The 15,327-nt window shown below is 66.4% G+C and carries 10 protein-coding genes and 2 pseudogenes; 9 read left to right on the top strand and 3 right to left on the bottom strand.

Annotated features, from left to right (window positions below):
• The first annotated feature begins 7 nt into the window (after window positions 1-7).
• The 3 genes and pseudogenes from ribA to ACZ5KU_RS27885 all read left to right on the top strand — a co-directional run.
• The gene (gene ribA, locus ACZ5KU_RS27895; RefSeq protein WP_054057971.1) at window positions 8-625 is read left to right on the top strand and encodes a GTP cyclohydrolase II; all 618 of its coding nucleotides are present in this window, start codon (window positions 8-10) and stop codon (window positions 623-625) included.
• Window positions 622-1,041 carry a hypothetical protein gene (locus ACZ5KU_RS27890; RefSeq protein WP_054057972.1) on the top strand — a complete coding sequence of 140 codons (420 nt, stop codon included), beginning with the start codon at window positions 622-624 and terminating at the stop codon, window positions 1,039-1,041. The genes ribA and ACZ5KU_RS27890 overlap by 4 nt, the downstream gene beginning before the upstream one ends.
• Before the next feature lie 67 nt (window positions 1,042-1,108).
• Window positions 1,109-1,300, top strand: a pseudogene (locus tag ACZ5KU_RS27885) (cobalamin-binding protein); the annotation flags it as partial.
• 121 nt (window positions 1,301-1,421) lie between these two features.
• On the opposite strand, the gene dxs reads toward ACZ5KU_RS27885, so the two are convergent.
• The 3 genes from dxs to ACZ5KU_RS27870 form a co-directional block, all read right to left on the bottom strand.
• Complete coding sequence (gene dxs / locus ACZ5KU_RS27880; RefSeq protein ID WP_464736548.1) at window positions 1,422-3,320, bottom strand: 1-deoxy-D-xylulose-5-phosphate synthase; 1,899 nt, start codon at window positions 3,318-3,320, stop codon at window positions 1,422-1,424.
• A gap of 129 nt (window positions 3,321-3,449) precedes the next feature.
• Window positions 3,450-4,337, bottom strand: a complete 888-nt coding sequence (ispA, locus tag ACZ5KU_RS27875) for a (2E,6E)-farnesyl diphosphate synthase (protein ID WP_054062528.1) — start codon at window positions 4,335-4,337, stop codon at window positions 3,450-3,452.
• Entirely contained in the window at window positions 4,334-4,576 is a 243-nt protein-coding gene (locus ACZ5KU_RS27870) for an exodeoxyribonuclease VII small subunit (protein WP_054062527.1), read from the bottom strand. The genes ispA and ACZ5KU_RS27870 overlap by 4 nt, the downstream gene beginning before the upstream one ends.
• 411 nt (window positions 4,577-4,987) lie before the next feature.
• On the opposite strand from ACZ5KU_RS27870, the gene ACZ5KU_RS27865 reads away from it, so the two are divergent.
• The 6 genes and pseudogenes from ACZ5KU_RS27865 to ACZ5KU_RS27840 all read left to right on the top strand — a co-directional run bounded on the left by ACZ5KU_RS27865 (window position 4,988) and on the right by ACZ5KU_RS27840 (window position 15,211).
• Window positions 4,988-5,779, top strand: a complete 792-nt coding sequence (locus ACZ5KU_RS27865; protein WP_054057976.1) for a YfaP family protein — start codon at window positions 4,988-4,990, stop codon at window positions 5,777-5,779.
• A gap of 35 nt (window positions 5,780-5,814) precedes the next feature.
• Window positions 5,815-7,539: a DUF2138 domain-containing protein gene (locus ACZ5KU_RS27860; protein ID WP_464736547.1), complete on the top strand. Its 1,725-nt coding sequence runs from the start codon at window positions 5,815-5,817 to the stop codon at window positions 7,537-7,539.
• 5 nt (window positions 7,540-7,544) lie between these two features.
• Window positions 7,545-8,183, top strand: a complete 639-nt coding sequence (locus tag ACZ5KU_RS27855; RefSeq protein WP_464737438.1) for a DUF1175 domain-containing protein — start codon at window positions 7,545-7,547, stop codon at window positions 8,181-8,183.
• A pseudogene (locus tag ACZ5KU_RS27850) lies at window positions 8,180-12,750 on the top strand (alpha-2-macroglobulin family protein). Before ACZ5KU_RS27855 ends, ACZ5KU_RS27850 begins: the two are co-directional and overlap by 4 nt.
• 1 nt (window position 12,751) lies before the next feature.
• A complete protein-coding gene (locus tag ACZ5KU_RS27845; RefSeq protein ID WP_464736546.1) occupies window positions 12,752-14,398 on the top strand; it encodes a DUF2300 domain-containing protein in 1,647 nt (548 codons plus the stop codon).
• Window positions 14,399-14,401: 3 nt separating this feature from the next.
• Window positions 14,402-15,211: a YfaP family protein gene (locus ACZ5KU_RS27840; protein ID WP_464736545.1), complete on the top strand. Its 810-nt coding sequence runs from the start codon at window positions 14,402-14,404 to the stop codon at window positions 15,209-15,211.
• Window positions 15,212-15,327 lie beyond the last annotated feature (116 nt).

Genomic DNA, 15,327 nt, shown 5'->3' with positions numbered 1-15,327 from the left:
GCACAGGGTGCCTGTCGTTTTTGTCGCTGCCTCCAAACTGCCTACCCCCTTCGCGACTTTCACCATGAACGGTTTTCTCGAGGAAGCCACCGGTCGTGAACATGTCGTGCTGACGCTCGGGGATGTGGCCGATGGCGCACCGGTGCTTGGCCGCGTGCATTCCGAATGCCTGACCGGCGATGCCTTGTTCAGCCAGCGTTGCGACTGTGGTTCGCAACTGGAAGCCGCCCTGCAGGCGATTGCCCGTGAAGGCCGTGGCGTGTTGCTCTACCTGCGCCAGGAAGGTCGGGGTATCGGCCTGATGAACAAGATCCGCGCCTACGAGTTGCAGGACGGTGGCGCCGACACGGTCGAGGCCAACGAGCGCCTGGGTTTTGCCGCTGACCAGCGTGACTATGCGATCTGCCGGCCGATGCTCGAACACCTGGGCATCCAGTCCCTGCGGCTGATGACCAACAACCCGCGCAAGGTCAAGGCGTTGACCGACATGGGTATCACCGTGGCCGAGCGGGTGCCGCTGCACACCGGGCACAACCCGCACAACCGGCTCTACCTGGCCACCAAGGCCGGCAAGCTCGGCCACATGATGGGCAACGAGCACCAGAGCGAGGCCGACCCGGCGTGACTCGCGGGCAGGTGAAACGGCGGCTCGCCTTCGGCTGGTACAAGCAATTGCTGCTGACGGTCCTGCCGCTGTTCGTCGCCAACTGGACCTTTGGCCAGACGGAACCGGTGCTGCCGGTGCTGGCGATGCCGTTGTTCATTGCCGGTATCGCTTCGATGTTCATCAGCCTGCGGTTTTTCGGCGGCTACAAGCATGCGTTGATCGCCACCGAGAAGGCGCTGGATACCCCTGAGGAACCGGCGGCCTGGATCACGCTGGCCAACGTCCGGCGCAAGGCACTGGTGATCGCGGCCCTGCCGACCTGGATCGGCACCCTGGCGGTGTTCGTCGGCCTGGAGGCGGTGCCGCTGATTCTGCTGGTGCTGTCCACCGTGCTGCTGTTCTACCTCTACCGCATTCCGCGCCAACTCGGCTGATGGGACGCTGGCTGGCGGTGTTGCTGCTGGCCGTTGTGACGTCGGCTGGCGCTGCGCCACGGGTCAGCTTGAGGCGGTCTTGCAGCGTGATCCGCAGGTGATCCTGGCGAGCAACCAGGCTCAGCTCGATGCCTGGAAGGCCTGGCCGCTGCGGGAAGGACGGTTGGTACAGGTGCCGGACAAGGAGTTGGAGCGGCCCAGTGGGCAGATGATCGAGGCGGTGGCTCGCCTGTGTGCGGTGATGGTGCCGGGGCGGTAGCGCGCGATGGCTGCATTCGCGGGCAAGCCCACTCCCGCAAGGGCGGGGCTTTCGATGGCGTGAGGGCTTTTCCGTGGGAGCGGGCTTGCCCGCGAAGGGGCCGCCCACCATTCCACTTGGCTTAGAGGCCGAGCAGCTTCATCCGCTCGGTGACCGAAGCCTCGATCCCCGCCACATCCAGCCCGCACTCGGCCAGCATCTGCGCCGGCTTCGCATGCTCGACGTAGGCGTCCGGCAAGCCCAGGTGCAGGGTCGGCTTGAGCAGGTTGTCCTGTGCCAGGAACTCGCTGACCGCCGCACCGGCGCCACCCATGATGGCGTTTTCCTCGATGGTTACCAGCAACTCGTGGCTGCCGGCGACCTCGCGGACCAGTGCCTCGTCCAGCGGTTTGACGAAACGCATGTCGACCACGGTCGCATCCAGTTTCTCGGCCACCACCAGCGCTTGCGCCAGTTGCACGCCGAACACCAGCAGGGCGACCTTGCTGCCGCGGCGGCGCACCACGCCCTTGCCGATCTCGATCGGTTCGAGGTTCTTCTCGATGGTCGCGTTCGGACCGCTGCCACGCGGGTAGCGCACGGCCGCCGGGCCGTTGTACAGGTGGCCGGTGCTGAGCATCTTGCGCAGTTCGTTCTCGTCGCTCGGCGTCATCACCAGCATGCCGGGGATGCAGCGCAGGTACGACAGGTCGAAGCTGCCGGCGTGGGTCGGCCCGTCTTCGCCGACCAGGCCGGCGCGGTCGATGGCGAACAGCACGTCGAGGTTCTGCACCGCCACGTCATGCACCAGTTGGTCATAACCGCGCTGCAGGAAGGTCGAATAGATCGCCACCACCGGCTTGGCGCCTTCGCAGGCCATGCCGGCGGCGAAGGTCACCGCATGCTGTTCGGCGATCGCCACGTCGAAGTAGCGCAGCGGGAAACGTTCGCTGAAGGCCACCAGGTCGGAGCCTTCCTTCATCGCCGGCGTAATGCCGACCAGGCGAGGGTCGGCGGCGGCCATGTCGCACAGCCATTCGCCGAACACCGCGGAGTACTTCGGCCCGCTGGGCTTCTTCGGCGCGGCGGCGGGGGCGTCGAGCGGCTCGAGCTTGGTGATCGCGTGGTAGCCGATCGGGTCGATTTCGGCCGGGGCAAAGCCCTTGCCCTTCTTGGTCACCACGTGCAGGAACTGCGGGCCCTTGAGGTCGCGCATGTTGCGCAGGGTGGCGATCAGGGTCGGCAGGTCGTGGCCGTCGATCGGGCCGATGTAGTTCCAGCCCAGCTCTTCGAACAGGGTGCCGGGTACCAGCATGCCCTTGGCGTATTCTTCGGTGCGGCGGGCGATTTCCCAGGCGCCGGGCAGGCGCGACAGCACTTTCTTGCTGCCTTCGCGCATGCTGGCGTAGGTGCGGCTGGAGAGAATCTTGGCCAGGTAGTTCGACAGCCCGCCGACGTTGCGCGAGATCGACATGTCGTTGTCGTTGAGGATCACCAGCATGTTGGCGTCGACTTCCGGCGCGTGGTTCAACGCCTCGAAGGCCATGCCCGCGGTCAACGCACCGTCGCCGATCACCGCGATGGCCTTGCGCTCGCTGTTCTGCAGGCGGGCGGCGATGGCCATGCCCAGCGCGGCGCTGATGGAGGTGCTGGAGTGGCCGACGCCGAAGGTGTCGTACTCGCTCTCCGAGCGGCGCGGGAAGGCGGCCAGGCCGTCCTTCTGGCGCAGGGTGTGCATCTGCGCGCGGCGACCGGTGAGGATCTTGTGGGGATACGCCTGGTGACCCACGTCCCATACCAGCCGGTCGTCCGGGGTATCGAAGACGTAGTGCAACGCGATGGTCAGCTCGATGACGCCAAGCCCGGCACCGAAGTGCCCGCCGGTCTGGCCGACCGAATAGAGCAGCTCCTGGCGCAGTTCATCGGCCAGGGTTTCCAGCTCGGCTTCACCTAACCGGCGCAGGCCGGCCGGCGTGTCGGCACGGTCCAGCAGGGGCGTGGTCGGGCGCTGGCGGGGAATCTCATGGAACGTCGTGGGCATCAGGCGAATCGTTATAGGTATGAAGACGCGGCAGTTTACCTTATGGAGCGCACGCTGCCCACGCGATGTCGCATCAGCGGGTCGGATGCTGGCGTTTCGATTGTGCGAAAGGCCAGCATGACCGTCCGGTCAGCTGCGCCGTTCGACGATGTAGCGGGCCAGCTCGCGCAGTGGCTCGGCGGCCGCGTCAAACGGTCGCAGGGCGTGCAGCGCCTGGTCGCGCAGCTCCAGGGCGTAGGCCTTGGCCGCCTCCAGGCCGAGCAGGGCCGGGTAGGTCGGCTTGTCGCGGGCGATGTCGGCACCCTGGCGTTTGCCGAGGGTGGCGGTATCGCTTTCGACGTCGAGGATGTCGTCCTGCACCTGGAAGGCCAGGCCGATGGCCTGGGCGTAGGTCTGCAGCGACTTGAGTTCGTCCTTCTGCACGTTGACGCTGGCCAGGGCACCGAGGGTGACGCTGGCCTCGATCAGCGCACCGGTCTTGTGCCGGTGCATGGTTTCCAGGGCCTTCTGGTCGAGCTTGAGGCCCACCGAGCCGAGGTCGATGGCCTGGCCGCCGACCATCCCGGCCGGGCCTGCGGCGTGGGCCAGGGTGTTGACCATCGACAGGCGGATCTCGGCGTTCAGGTCGCTCAGGCGCGGGTCGAGCAGGGCGCTGAAGGCCAGGCTCTGCAGGCCGTCGCCGGCGAGGATCGCACAGGCCTCGTCGAAGGCCTTGTGGGTGGTCGGCTGGCCGCGACGCAGATCGTCGTCGTCCATGGCCGGCAGGTCGTCGTGGACCAGCGAATAGGCGTGGATCAGTTCAACGGCGCAGGCGGCGCCGTTGGCCTGTTCCGGCTTGCCGCCGAGGGCTTCGCAGGCGGCATAGACCAGCAGCGGGCGTACCCGCTTGCCGCCGTTCATCACGCTGTAGCGCATGGCCTCGTAGAGACGGGCGAGCCCGGCGCCGGGCGGCACGAACAGGGTGTCCAGGGCGGCGTTGACCCGTTCCTGGCAGGCGGCCTGATAGCTTTTGATCATTCTGGCTGTTCCGCATCGAAGGGCTCTTCGGCCAGTTCGCCGTCGCGCTCCAGCAGGATCTGTACCTTCTGCTCGGCCTGGGCCAGGGCGTTCTGGCAGTCGCGGGTCAGGCGGATGCCCTGTTCGAAAGCGGTCAACGAATCTTCCAACGACAGCTCGCCGTTCTCCAGGCGCTCGACCAGTGTCTGCAGATCGGCGAGGGATTGTTCGAAATCCAGGGAAACTTTTTTGCGGGCCATGGCGGCGATCTCGGTAGGCGTTCAACGGGCGCGACACTAGCAGACAGCGGGTTGCGGGGCAAATGCGAGGGGTTGCCAATCATGAGGGCATCAGGTGTGTCCGCAGCCTTTTGGCGGGCACCATCATACCTCCTGAATCATGGGGTGATTTGGGGCACGCATGACAGTCTGTGATAGTGGCCTTTTGCCTTGTTCTGCGGGGCTTCCAGGCCATTGAGTGTGCACGATCTCTCATTTGCCGATTGCCCCTGTAAATACCGGTTTTCCGCCATTGTGTAACAAGATCTGAATCGCTAACCTCTGCGACTTCCCGACCTGCCTCGCCAGGTTCTTTCTGATTTTTCGTGTTTCAGGGGTGCGCCGGTCTGGATCGGGCGCAGGGTTTCGTGATGCATGGCAAGGAGGCTGTTGATGCGCCGGTTATTTCCAATGCTGATAGCTCTCTGGGCCGCGACCGCCTGGGCCGAGCCCTCGGCCGAGCTGCAGGAGCCGACCGGCGGCTGGCGTTACTCGGGCCTGCTCGATCGCAGCGATGCGCCGCAGGTGGCCTATCCGACGCCGCCCATCGACCGTGGCATCCAGCGCAGTCGCACGCCGATCGAAGGGCGGATCAACCCGCCCTCCGGCCCGCGTGAACCGCATACCCTGGCGGTCAACGGCAACCCCCTGAATCTCTACACCGATGACAACGGCCGGTTCGTGCGCCCCTATGCCTTCGGTTCCGGCTCCAACAGCGTCGAGGTGCGCAGCGCCCAGGGCAAGTCCCTCAAACGCGTACAGTTCTACGAAGCCAACCAGCAGATAACGCCGGCGCGCATCCGCGTGGTGCTCGGCTGGGATGACCCCAAGGCCGAGCTGGACCTGCACATCATCACCCCCGACGGCCAGCACGCCTTCTACGCCAACCCGCGCCTGACCAACGGCGGCGGCCTCGACCCCGACGGCGTCGACGGCCCTGGCCCGGAGATGTTCACCATGACCGCGCCGATGCACGGCACCTACCTGGTCTACGTGAACTACTGGGGCAACTACAGCGCCAGCGACGGCTATAACTTTACCGAGCGAGCCAACCAGAACGAGGTCATCACCTCGCAGATCAACCTGGTGCTCAACGAGAACACCGTCGATGAAAAGCGCGAGAGCTTCACCGTACCGCTGCGCGCCATCGGCGACCTGCTGCTGGTCAAGACCTTCAACTATTGAACATCCCGCTCCACGGATGAATGGGCTTTGCGAACATGAGCGATAACACTGCTTCCCCGGCCGCCGCCGCGCCGGCCACTCCTCCAACTGCCGGTTCGCGCCGCTGGCTGGGCCTGGTGCTCGGGCTGTGCGTGACCGGTGCGGTGGTCGGCGGCCTGGGCTGGTTTTTCCAGCACAAGTCGGTTGCCCCGGTGCCGGAACTGGCCCTGGAAAAACTCGGCGTCAGCCGCCCGGACGCGCTGCTGGAAACCGCGTCGCTGAGCCAGTTGCCCAAGGACCTGCTCAGCGTGCCGTTCCTGCGCGACACCCTCACCGAGGACTTCGTCTTCTACTACGAGAGCCATGGCGATCGCCTGGGCCTGATCGGCAGCCTGCGGCGGATCATCTACGAGCACGACCTCAAGCTGCAGGACAACCTGATCGAGCAACTGTTCGACCAGCCGGCCGACATCGCCCTTTGGCGTGGCGCCGATGGCCGTCTCAAGGACTTCCTGCTGGTGATGGACCGTGGTGGCCTGGCCAAGCTGCTCGAACCGCTGGCCCATGTCGCCCTCGACGACACCCAGTTGAGCAAGGTCGGCGAGTTGAAGGTCGCCGGCGACAACGTGGCGCTCTACCGCCTGGCCTACAACGCCAGCAAGGCGCTGCTGTTCGCCTCCCGTGGCGACAAGCTGGTGGTGCTGTCCAACCCGGATCGCCTCTACGAGCAGACCAGCGATGACAGCGAAGTGGCGCCCGGCGAGGTGTCGAGCCAGGCCCTGGCCGCGCTGCTGGGGGGCGACAAGCTGTTCCCCGAGGCGTTCGGCCTCAAACCCCGTGAAGCGACCGTCAAGCAGCGTATCTCGGTGGCCTCCAGCGTCCTGGCCATGGGTTATCAGCGCTTTATCCCCAGCTTCGCCGGCCTGCGCCTGGACATGGACGACAAGGGCTGGCACAGCTTCCTCGCGCTCGACGAACAGGACAAGTCCGCCGACTTCGACTTCAAACCGATCTGGCAGGCCATGCCGGTCGGTGCCAGCGCCTGCGTCGCCCTGCCGCTGGCGGCCGAGCAGCAACAGCCGCTGCTGGTCAAGCTCGGCGCCGATGCGGCCACCGCGCAGAAACTCACCGAACACATGAGCGGTGCCGCCGGCCTGTGCTGGTATGCCGATTCACGCCTGTACACGCCGCTGCTGGTGGCGAACCTGAACAAGGACAACGACAGCCTCGATGCCGACCTCGGCAAGCTGTTCGGCTCCATGGTCGGCACCCGGGAAAGCAACGTCGAAGGGGGACTGTTCCCGATCGACGAACAGAACAAGGACAGCCTGCACCAGTGGAAGCGCGTGGTCAGCTCGACCTTTGGCCAGTACGCCGCCCAGGAAGCCGAGAACCCCGACGCCATCACCGGCCGCGCCTTCTTCCGCGTGAGCCTGGCACGGCACGGCTCGACCCTGTTGTTCTCCCTGGACGACAAGCTGGTGGACAAGGCCCTCGGCACCCTCGACAAGCACTTCCCGCCATTGGCGGACGTGGTGCCCCAGGATGCGCTGACGCCGGTCTACCTGGGCCCGGACTCCCTGGCGCAACTGATGAAGCAGGAGACCCTCGACAGCCTGCCCCAGGACATGGAACCGGTATTTCGCAACGCCGCGCAGACTCACCTGCTGCCCAAACTGCAGAAGCTCGCCGGCTTCGGCAAATACGCCCTGACCCTGCCCGAAGGCACCGAGCCTGACGGTCACTGGCAGTGGCTGCCGCTGCAATGGCGGGCGATGTGATTCGTCTGTCCAAGGCCCTGAGCGTGCTGGCGCTGCTGAACCTGGTGTTCGGCACGTCGGCGTTCGCCGTCGAAACGCCGGCCCTGGATGTCGAGCAGTCCCAGGTGTTCCGCGCCTGGTTCGTGCGCATCGCCCAGGAGCAACTGACCCAGGGGCCGAGCCCGCGCTGGTACCAGCAGGACTGCGCCGGCCTGGTGCGCTTCGCCGCCAACGAAGCGTTGAAGAAACACGATGACAAGTGGCTGCGGGCCAATGGCCTGTCCAACCGTTACCTGCCGCCCGAGCTGAGCCTCAGTGACAGCCAGCGCAAGCTGGCCCAGCAGTGGCAGCAGGGCGGCGGCAAGGTCGGTCCGTACGTCAATGCGATCAAGCTGATCCAGTTCAACAGCCAGCTGGTCAGCCGCGACCTCAACCAGGCGCGGCCCGGCGACCTGCTGTTCTTCGACCAGGGCGACGACCAGCACCTGATGATCTGGATGGGCCGCAACATCGCCTATCACACCGGCACCACCACCCCCACCGACAACGGCATGCGCTCCGCCAGCGTGCAGCAACTCATGACATGGAAGGACACCCGATGGATACCCGATGCAACGAACCCCAACTTCATCGGCGTCTACCGGCTGAACTTCCTCTCTCGATGAACGGGTCTTCCATGATGCGTCTGTTATCCCGAATGGTTTTCGCCCTGGCCGTGCTGTTGCCGGTCACCGCTGGTGCCGCCGATGACTCGGTGCCGCCGAGCAACTACACGCCGATTGCCGGCGAAAGCTTCTTCCTGCTCGCCGACAGCAGCTTCGCCAGCGACGAGCAGGCGCTGGTCCGCCTGGAAGCACCGGGCCGCGACTACCGGCGTTTCCGCATGGAACCGTACGGTGGAGCGGACATCCGCGTGTACCGCATCGACCAGCCGCTGGAGTTTCTCAAGCGCCAGAAAAACCTGCATCGGGTGGTCAGCGATGGCCAGTTCAAGGGCGAGGGGTTGTCCAATACCCTGGCCTACCTGTGGGACAACTGGTACCGCAAGTCCCGTCGGGTGATGCAGCGGGCGTTCTCCTACGAGTCGCGCAAGCAGGTGACCGAGGAGGTGCCGGAACTGAAGATGGGCGACGTCATCAACCGGCCGACCCAATATGACAACCCGCCACAATACGCGCCGCTGCCGGGCCTGCCACTGGTCAGCCAGTTCCGCTACCCGCTGTGGGACGCCAAGCCGATCCAGCCACCCAAGGGCGTCGACCTGGCCGGGTCCTCCAGCCAGTTCATCAGCGTCGCACCGGGTAACGTCTATATCCCGCTGGGCAAGCTCAAGCCGGGCCTGTACCTGGTCGAGGCGCTGGTCGGCAAATACCGCGCGACCACCGTGGTGTTCGTCTCCAACACCGTGGCGGTGAGCAAGATCGCCGGCGACGAACTGCTGGTGTGGGCCGCACGCAAGCACGAAGGCAGCTCGGTGCCCAAGGTCAAGGTGCTGTGGACCGATGGCCTGGGCGTGATGAGCAGCGGCGAGACCGATGCCGAGGGCCTGCTGCGCCTGAAGCACGTCAGCCCCGAGCGCTCGTTCATGATCGGCGAGGATGACGAGGGCGGGGTGTTCGTCTCCGAGAACTTCTACTACGACAGCGAAATCTACGACACCAAGCTCTACGCCTTCACTGACCGGCCGCTGTACCGGCCGGGGGACTGGGTGTCGCTGAAGATCGTCGGTCGCGAATTCAAGAACGCCCGCGACTCGGTCAACCCGACCGGTGCGCCGGTGCGGGTCAGCGTGCTCGATGCCACCGGCACCACGCTGCAGACTCTGGACCTGAACCTGGACGGCAAGGCCGGTACCCAGGGCCGTTTCCAACTGCCCGACAACGCCGTGGCCGGCGGTTACGAGCTGCGTTTCAGCTACCGTGACCAGACCTACAGCAGCGCCTTCCGCGTCGCCGAGTACATCAAGCCGCACTTCGAAATCTCCCTGGACCTGGCCAAGCAGGACTTCCGTACCGGCGAGCCGGTCAAGGGCAAGTTGCAACTGCTGTACCCGGACGGCAAGCCGGTGGTCGATGCCCGGGTGCAACTGACCCTGCGTGCCCAGCAACTGTCGATGGTCGACAACGAGCTGCAATACCTCGGGCAATTCCCGGTGGAACTGACCAGCGCCGAGCTGACCACTGACGACAAGGGCCAGGCCGTGCTCGACCTGCCGGCGGCGGAGAAGCCCAGCCGCTACATGCTCACCGTGTTCGCCAGCGATGGCGCGGCGTATCGGGTCAAGACCACCAAGGAAATCCTCATCGAGCGTGGCGCGTCGCGCTACAGCCTGTCGGCCCCGCAGCGCTTCAGTGCCAGCGGCGAGAAGGTCGCGTTCAGCTACGCCAACGAGTCCGCCGTGGAGCCGGCCAACGCCAGCAAGCCGAGCAGCTACAGCTGGGTACGCCTGGAAGACCAGTCCACCGGTGGCGGCAAGCTCGCGGCCGGCGACAAGGGTTTCAGCCTCACGTTCGACCGTCCCGGCACCTACAACCTGTCGCTCAAGGACGAACACGAACGCATCCTCGGTGCCACCGGCCACTCGGTGACCGGCGATGGCGTCAAGGCCGTGCCCGGCACCGTGGAGATCCTGCTCGACAAGCCCGAGTACCACGCCGGTGACGAAGCCCTGGCGCTGATCACCTTCCCGGAGCCGGTCAACGACGCGCTGCTGTCTCTTGAGCGCGACAAGGTCGAGGCCACCGCGCTGCTGTCCAAGGGGCCGACTGGCTGCGCCTGGAGAAGATCAGCGCCAACCAGTACCGCGCGCGGATTCCGGTGAAGGACAACTTCGCCCCCAACCTGACTTTCTCGGTGCTCTACACCAAGGGCGGCGAGTACAGCTTCCAGAACGCCGGCCTCAAGGTCGCCACGCCGCAGATCGACGTGGCCATCGCCACCGACAAGGACAGCTACCAGCCGGGCGACACCGTCTCGGTGGACCTGACCACCCAGTTCGCCGGCAAGCCGATCCCGGCGCACCTGACCGTCAGCGTGGTGGATGAAATGATCTATGCCCTGCAGCCGGAAGTGGCGCCGAGCATCGATCAGTTCTTCTACCACCCACGGCGCAACAACGTGCGCACCAGCGCCAGCCTGTCGTTCATCAGCTACGACGTGGCCCTGCCGGGCAGCCCCGGTGCGCCGGGCAAGGCCAACCGCAGCGAACGCGGCGTGAAGGTGCTGGAGCGGCCGCGTCGTGAAGACGTCGACACCGCCGCCTGGCAGCCGGAACTGGTCACCGACGCCAACGGCAAGGTGCGCTTCACCTTCCGCATGCCGGACTCCCTGACCCGCTGGCGCATCACCGCCCGGGCCATTTCCGATGCCGGGCAGGTAGGCCAGCGCAACCAGTTCATCCGTTCCGACAAGCCGCTGTACCTGAAATGGAGCGGTCCGACCCACTTCCGCAACGGCGACCAGCCCAAGCTCGGCCTGTTCGCCTTCAGCCAGGACGACAAGCCGGCCAAGGCCGAACTGCTGATCCGCTACGCCGGCCAGGAACAACGCCTGCCGCTGTCGCTGAACAAGGGCATCAACTACATCCCGCTGCCGGCGATCGCCCTCGGCAGTGGCGACTGGACCGCCGAACTGCAACAGAACGGCAAGGCCCAGGACACCCTGGCCGTACGTCTCACCGCGGTCGCCGACGGCTGGCAGGTGACCCAGAGCCAGAGCCTCAGCGTGGCCAGCGGCGATACCCCGCTGAGCCTGCCGGCCGATGCCAGCGACATTCGCCTGCGCCTCGACGACAGCCCGCAGGCGCTGTTCCGGGCCAGCCTCGACGACCTGCTCGGCTACCCCTACGGTGGTGTCGAGCAGACCGCCAGCCAGTTGCTGCCGCTGAGCATCGCCTACCCGGCGCTGTCGGGTAACGCGCAGATCCGCGATCGCCTGCGCCTGATCCTGCAGAACAGCCGCCTGCGCCTGGTCTCGATGGCCGGTCCCGATGCCTGGTTCACCTGGTGGGGCGAGGACGTCACGCCGGATGCCTTCCTCACCGGCTACGCCTATTACGCCGACTGGTACGCCAGCAAGGCCCTGGGTGTGAGCCTGCCGCCGGAGCATTGGCAGCGGGTGCTGGACGTCTACGGCAAGCAGGCTTCCGCTACGCCGTTGCTGCAACGGGCACTGGTGCTGTCGTTTGCCAGGGACATGCAACTGCCGGTCAACACCCTGCTCAGCGGCCTGATGGACGAACTGGCGAAAGCCGGCGAGGGTGCCGACGCCAACCTGCTGGATGATGGTGAAGACAGCGTGGTGATGGGCGCACCGGACTCGGCCCTGGGCCTTGCCAGCGCGCGGGTACTGACCGCAGCACTGGCGCGCCAGAGCAAGGTCGCCTTGCCGGACGCGTTCAGCCGGCAACTGCCGGCCGCCGAACAGCGCCTGGGCGCCAGTTCGCAGCCGTTCGCCACCGCCCTGAACCTGTCGCTCAAGCCGTTCAATGCCGAGCAGGCCCAGGATCTGCTGCAGCGTCTGCTGCCGCAACAATCCACCCTGGAGCGTGCGCTGGCCCTGACCTGGCTGCAACGCAGCGTCGAGCAGACCCCGAAAATGGTCAGCCTGACTCCGGGCGAAGGCTGGCAGGTCCGCCAGGGCAGCACCGGCGAGGCCTACTGGCAATGGCAAGGCCAGGGCGTGCCGAGCGTGCTGACCCTGAGCGGTGCCCAGGAGCGTCCGTTGCGCGCCAGCCTGAGCTACCTCAGCCAGGGCAAGGCCGCCGCCGACCTGCCGGTGCAGATCAGGCGCCGCCTGCTGGAACTGGTGCCGGACGGTGAGCCCAATAGCTTCAGCCTCCAGGCCGTGGGCGACAAGCCGCTGTCCAGCGACAGCCTGTACCTGGACGAAGTGATCCTCACCAGCAAGGCGGCCAAGCCGGTGCGTTACGGCATGCTCGAACTGCCGCTGCCACCGGGGGCGGATGTCGAGCGCACCACCTGGGGCGTCAATCTGGCCGGGCTGGCCGGCGAGGAAGCCACGCCGCTGGAGAAGGCGCATTTCGAACCGGGGCAGATGGCCTACGGGGTGCCGGTCAACAGCCTCAACGGCGAGGTGCGCGTGCGTCATCTGCTGCGCTTCTCGCAGAAGGGCCAGTTCAAGCTGCCGCCGGCGCGCTTCAGTCAGATCTATGCGCCGGAGCACCAGGCCCAGGAGCAGAAGGCGGCCCTTGGACAAGTCACGGTTCAATGACATGAGCCGTCCGCTGACCTGGCTGGTGCTGTGCCTTCTTCCTCTGCTGGCGACGGCAGAGGAGGCGCCGTTGCGCCTGGCCTGGAAAACCGCTGGCGGTTATGAGCTGGTGCAGTTGAACACCACGCAGGTGCTCAGCCGCGAACCGTTGCCGGCGGACCTGCAAACCCCGCTGGGCAGCCTGTGGAAGCTGTTCGTCTATGCCTGGCTGGTCGATACCGACCAGCAGGAGCCGGCCTACGATTGCCACGGCCAGGATCACGAGGAAGTCTATTGCTGCACGCCGGGCGGCAACATCGCCCGCGATGCGGCGCTGGTCCGTTCCTGTGGGTTGTACTTCGACCCCAAGCGGCTGAACCTCGATGCCGGCCGGTGGCGCGACTACTGGCAGGCCCGCCAGGCTCCCGCCTGGCTGCAGAGCCTCGACCACCTGCAGCCGCAGACCCGCGTCCCCGTGGCACAACTGCTGGAGTCGCTGCGTACGCTGCCGGCCCAGGACGCGGCGCGTCGGCTGCTGCTCGACGTGGTGCTCAACGCCGCCGACGGCCAGGCCGTGGCGGTGTTGGGTGGGCGGCTGCGGGTCAAGACCTGGAGCTGGCTCGGCGACCAGGACCCGCAGTCGCGCCAGGGCGGTTTCGCCGGCTGGCTGGCGGACGGCACGCCGCTCTGGGCCGGTGGCCGCGGCACCAGCCAGATGGTGTTGCGACACTACTCGGACGTGCTCGGCGGTTTCCTGCCGGCACCGCAGGCGGAAGACGCCGGGCGTTGCGTGCAGGTCGAGCTGTTCTCGCGCTACCCGCTCAAGGGCGTCAGCCGTGTGGATGGGCTGGCGGCCGCGGAGGGGGGCCTGCAAGGCCGCTACCGGGTCGACTTCGCCAACGGCAACCAGCTGGACATCGAAAGCACGGGCGAACTGTTCCTGTTGAAGAACGCCGGCCAGCCACAACTGGTGGCCCGGCTCGATCGTGAGGAGTACGTCGCCCGGGTGTTGCAGCGCGAGGCCAGGAGCGAACCGGCCGAGGCGGCCAAGGCCCTGGCCGTGGCGATCCGCAGTTACCTGTTGCAGAACGCCGGGCGCAGCGGCGACTGCCTGAGCATCGACGACAGCAGCAGCCGCCAGCGCGTGGCGCCGCGACCGGCCACGGCCGAAACACGTGCCATCGCCGCCTGGACCAGCGACCTGGTGCTGGCCGGCAGCCCGGTGACCTACCACTCCGACCAGCCCGGCCCGGACAAGCTGTCCTGGCAGCAGGCGGTGGAGCAGGCCAACAACGGCGCGCGCTACGACCAGATCCTCCAGCACGCCTATCCACGGGCGAGCCTGAGCCGCTGGGACAACCCGGTGGCGTCCTGCGAGCCCTTGCCGGCGGCCCAGGAGTGGCTGCTCAAGCAGCGTCGCGTCTGGCGCCAGCGGCTGGACCGGGAGGTCGGCTATAACGAACTGAGCCGCTTCGCCGTCTGCCGCGTGGCGTTCGGCCGGCCCTATGTCGATCGCGAGCGCCAGCGCATCTACGTGCGCGGCGTGCTGACCCAGCAGGACCGCCTCGACCTGACCCATGAATACCTGCACCTGGCGTTCGAGGCCCACCCGAACGGCCAGGACGAAGACTACATCGAAGGGCTTGCCCGCCACCTGTTACTGGAATAGGCCATGACATTGCGTATCCCCACCCTAGCCCTGTTCCTCGCCACCCTGGCGGTGCTGGGCACGGCCCATGCCGACATCAAGCTCGACACCCCGCGGGGTGGCTGGCGCCAGGGTTCGTCGGACGGCGAAAACTACAGCCAGACCGTCAACTACCCGGCCTCGTCGGTCAACACGCCACTGGGCCAGGCCGACACGGCGCGAATCATGGGCCAGATCAAGGGCACGCCGAAGAGTGCCCGCGAGCCGGGCAACCTGATCGTCAATGGCGTGAGCATGCCGCTCAAGCTCGATGCCTCGGGCAACTTCGACCGGCCGTTCGCGTTCCCCAATGGCACCAACAGCATTGAAGTGCGCAGCCCTGACGGCCAGCAGCGCAAGCGCGTGCAGTTTCTCAACGCCGGTGGCGCGACCAAGGCCAAGCTGCGCATCCTGCTGTCCTGGGACAGCGACCACTCCGACCTCGACCTGCACGTGGTCACGCCAGACGGCGCGCACATCTGGTACGGCGACCGCACGGCGCCCAACGGCGGCTCGCTGGACGTCGACGTCACCACCGGCTACGGCCCGGAAATCTTCTCCATGCCGGCGCCGATCAAGGGCCAGTACCTGATCTACGTGAACTACTACGGCGGCGGCTATCGCAGCGATGACGACGGGGACGGTGGCCAGGAAAACGCCGTACAGGCCCTGACCACGGCGAAGATCACGCTGATCACGGAAGAGGGTACGGTGAACGAGAAGATGGAATCGTTCATCGTCCCGATGCGTGCGCCGGGCGAGCTGACGCTGGTGCGCAAGTTCAGCTATCCCTGAGAGCGTGGCGTTTCCAGGCTGGCGAACAAGTCTTGAGGGCCCATTCGCGGGCAAGTCGGATCGCCGCACCGCCGGCTCCTACAGAGACCGCGCCAGACACCTGTCCGATGTGCGCT

Source organism: Pseudomonas sp. Tof1 (assembly GCF_055390395.1).
The sequence above is the reverse complement of the archived record's forward strand: the minus strand, read 5'-3'. Positions and strand labels throughout refer to the sequence as shown.

Bases quoted from the DNA above. Each gene is read 5' to 3' on its own strand.
- dxs (WP_464736548.1), bottom strand. From the start codon at position 3,320: ATGCCCACGACGTTCCATGAGATTCCCCGCCAGCGCCCGACCACGCCC.
- ACZ5KU_RS27865 (WP_054057976.1), top strand. From the start codon at position 4,988: ATGCGCCGGTTATTTCCAATGCTGATAGCTCTCTGGGCCGCGACCGCC.
- ACZ5KU_RS27840 (WP_464736545.1), top strand. From the start codon at position 14,402: ATGACATTGCGTATCCCCACCCTAGCCCTGTTCCTCGCCACCCTGGCG.
- ACZ5KU_RS27845 (WP_464736546.1), top strand. From the start codon at position 12,752: ATGAGCCGTCCGCTGACCTGGCTGGTGCTGTGCCTTCTTCCTCTGCTG.
- ACZ5KU_RS27860 (WP_464736547.1), top strand. From the start codon at position 5,815: ATGAGCGATAACACTGCTTCCCCGGCCGCCGCCGCGCCGGCCACTCCT.
- ispA (WP_054062528.1), bottom strand. From the start codon at position 4,337: ATGATCAAAAGCTATCAGGCCGCCTGCCAGGAACGGGTCAACGCCGCC.
- ACZ5KU_RS27870 (WP_054062527.1), bottom strand. From the start codon at position 4,576: ATGGCCCGCAAAAAAGTTTCCCTGGATTTCGAACAATCCCTCGCCGAT.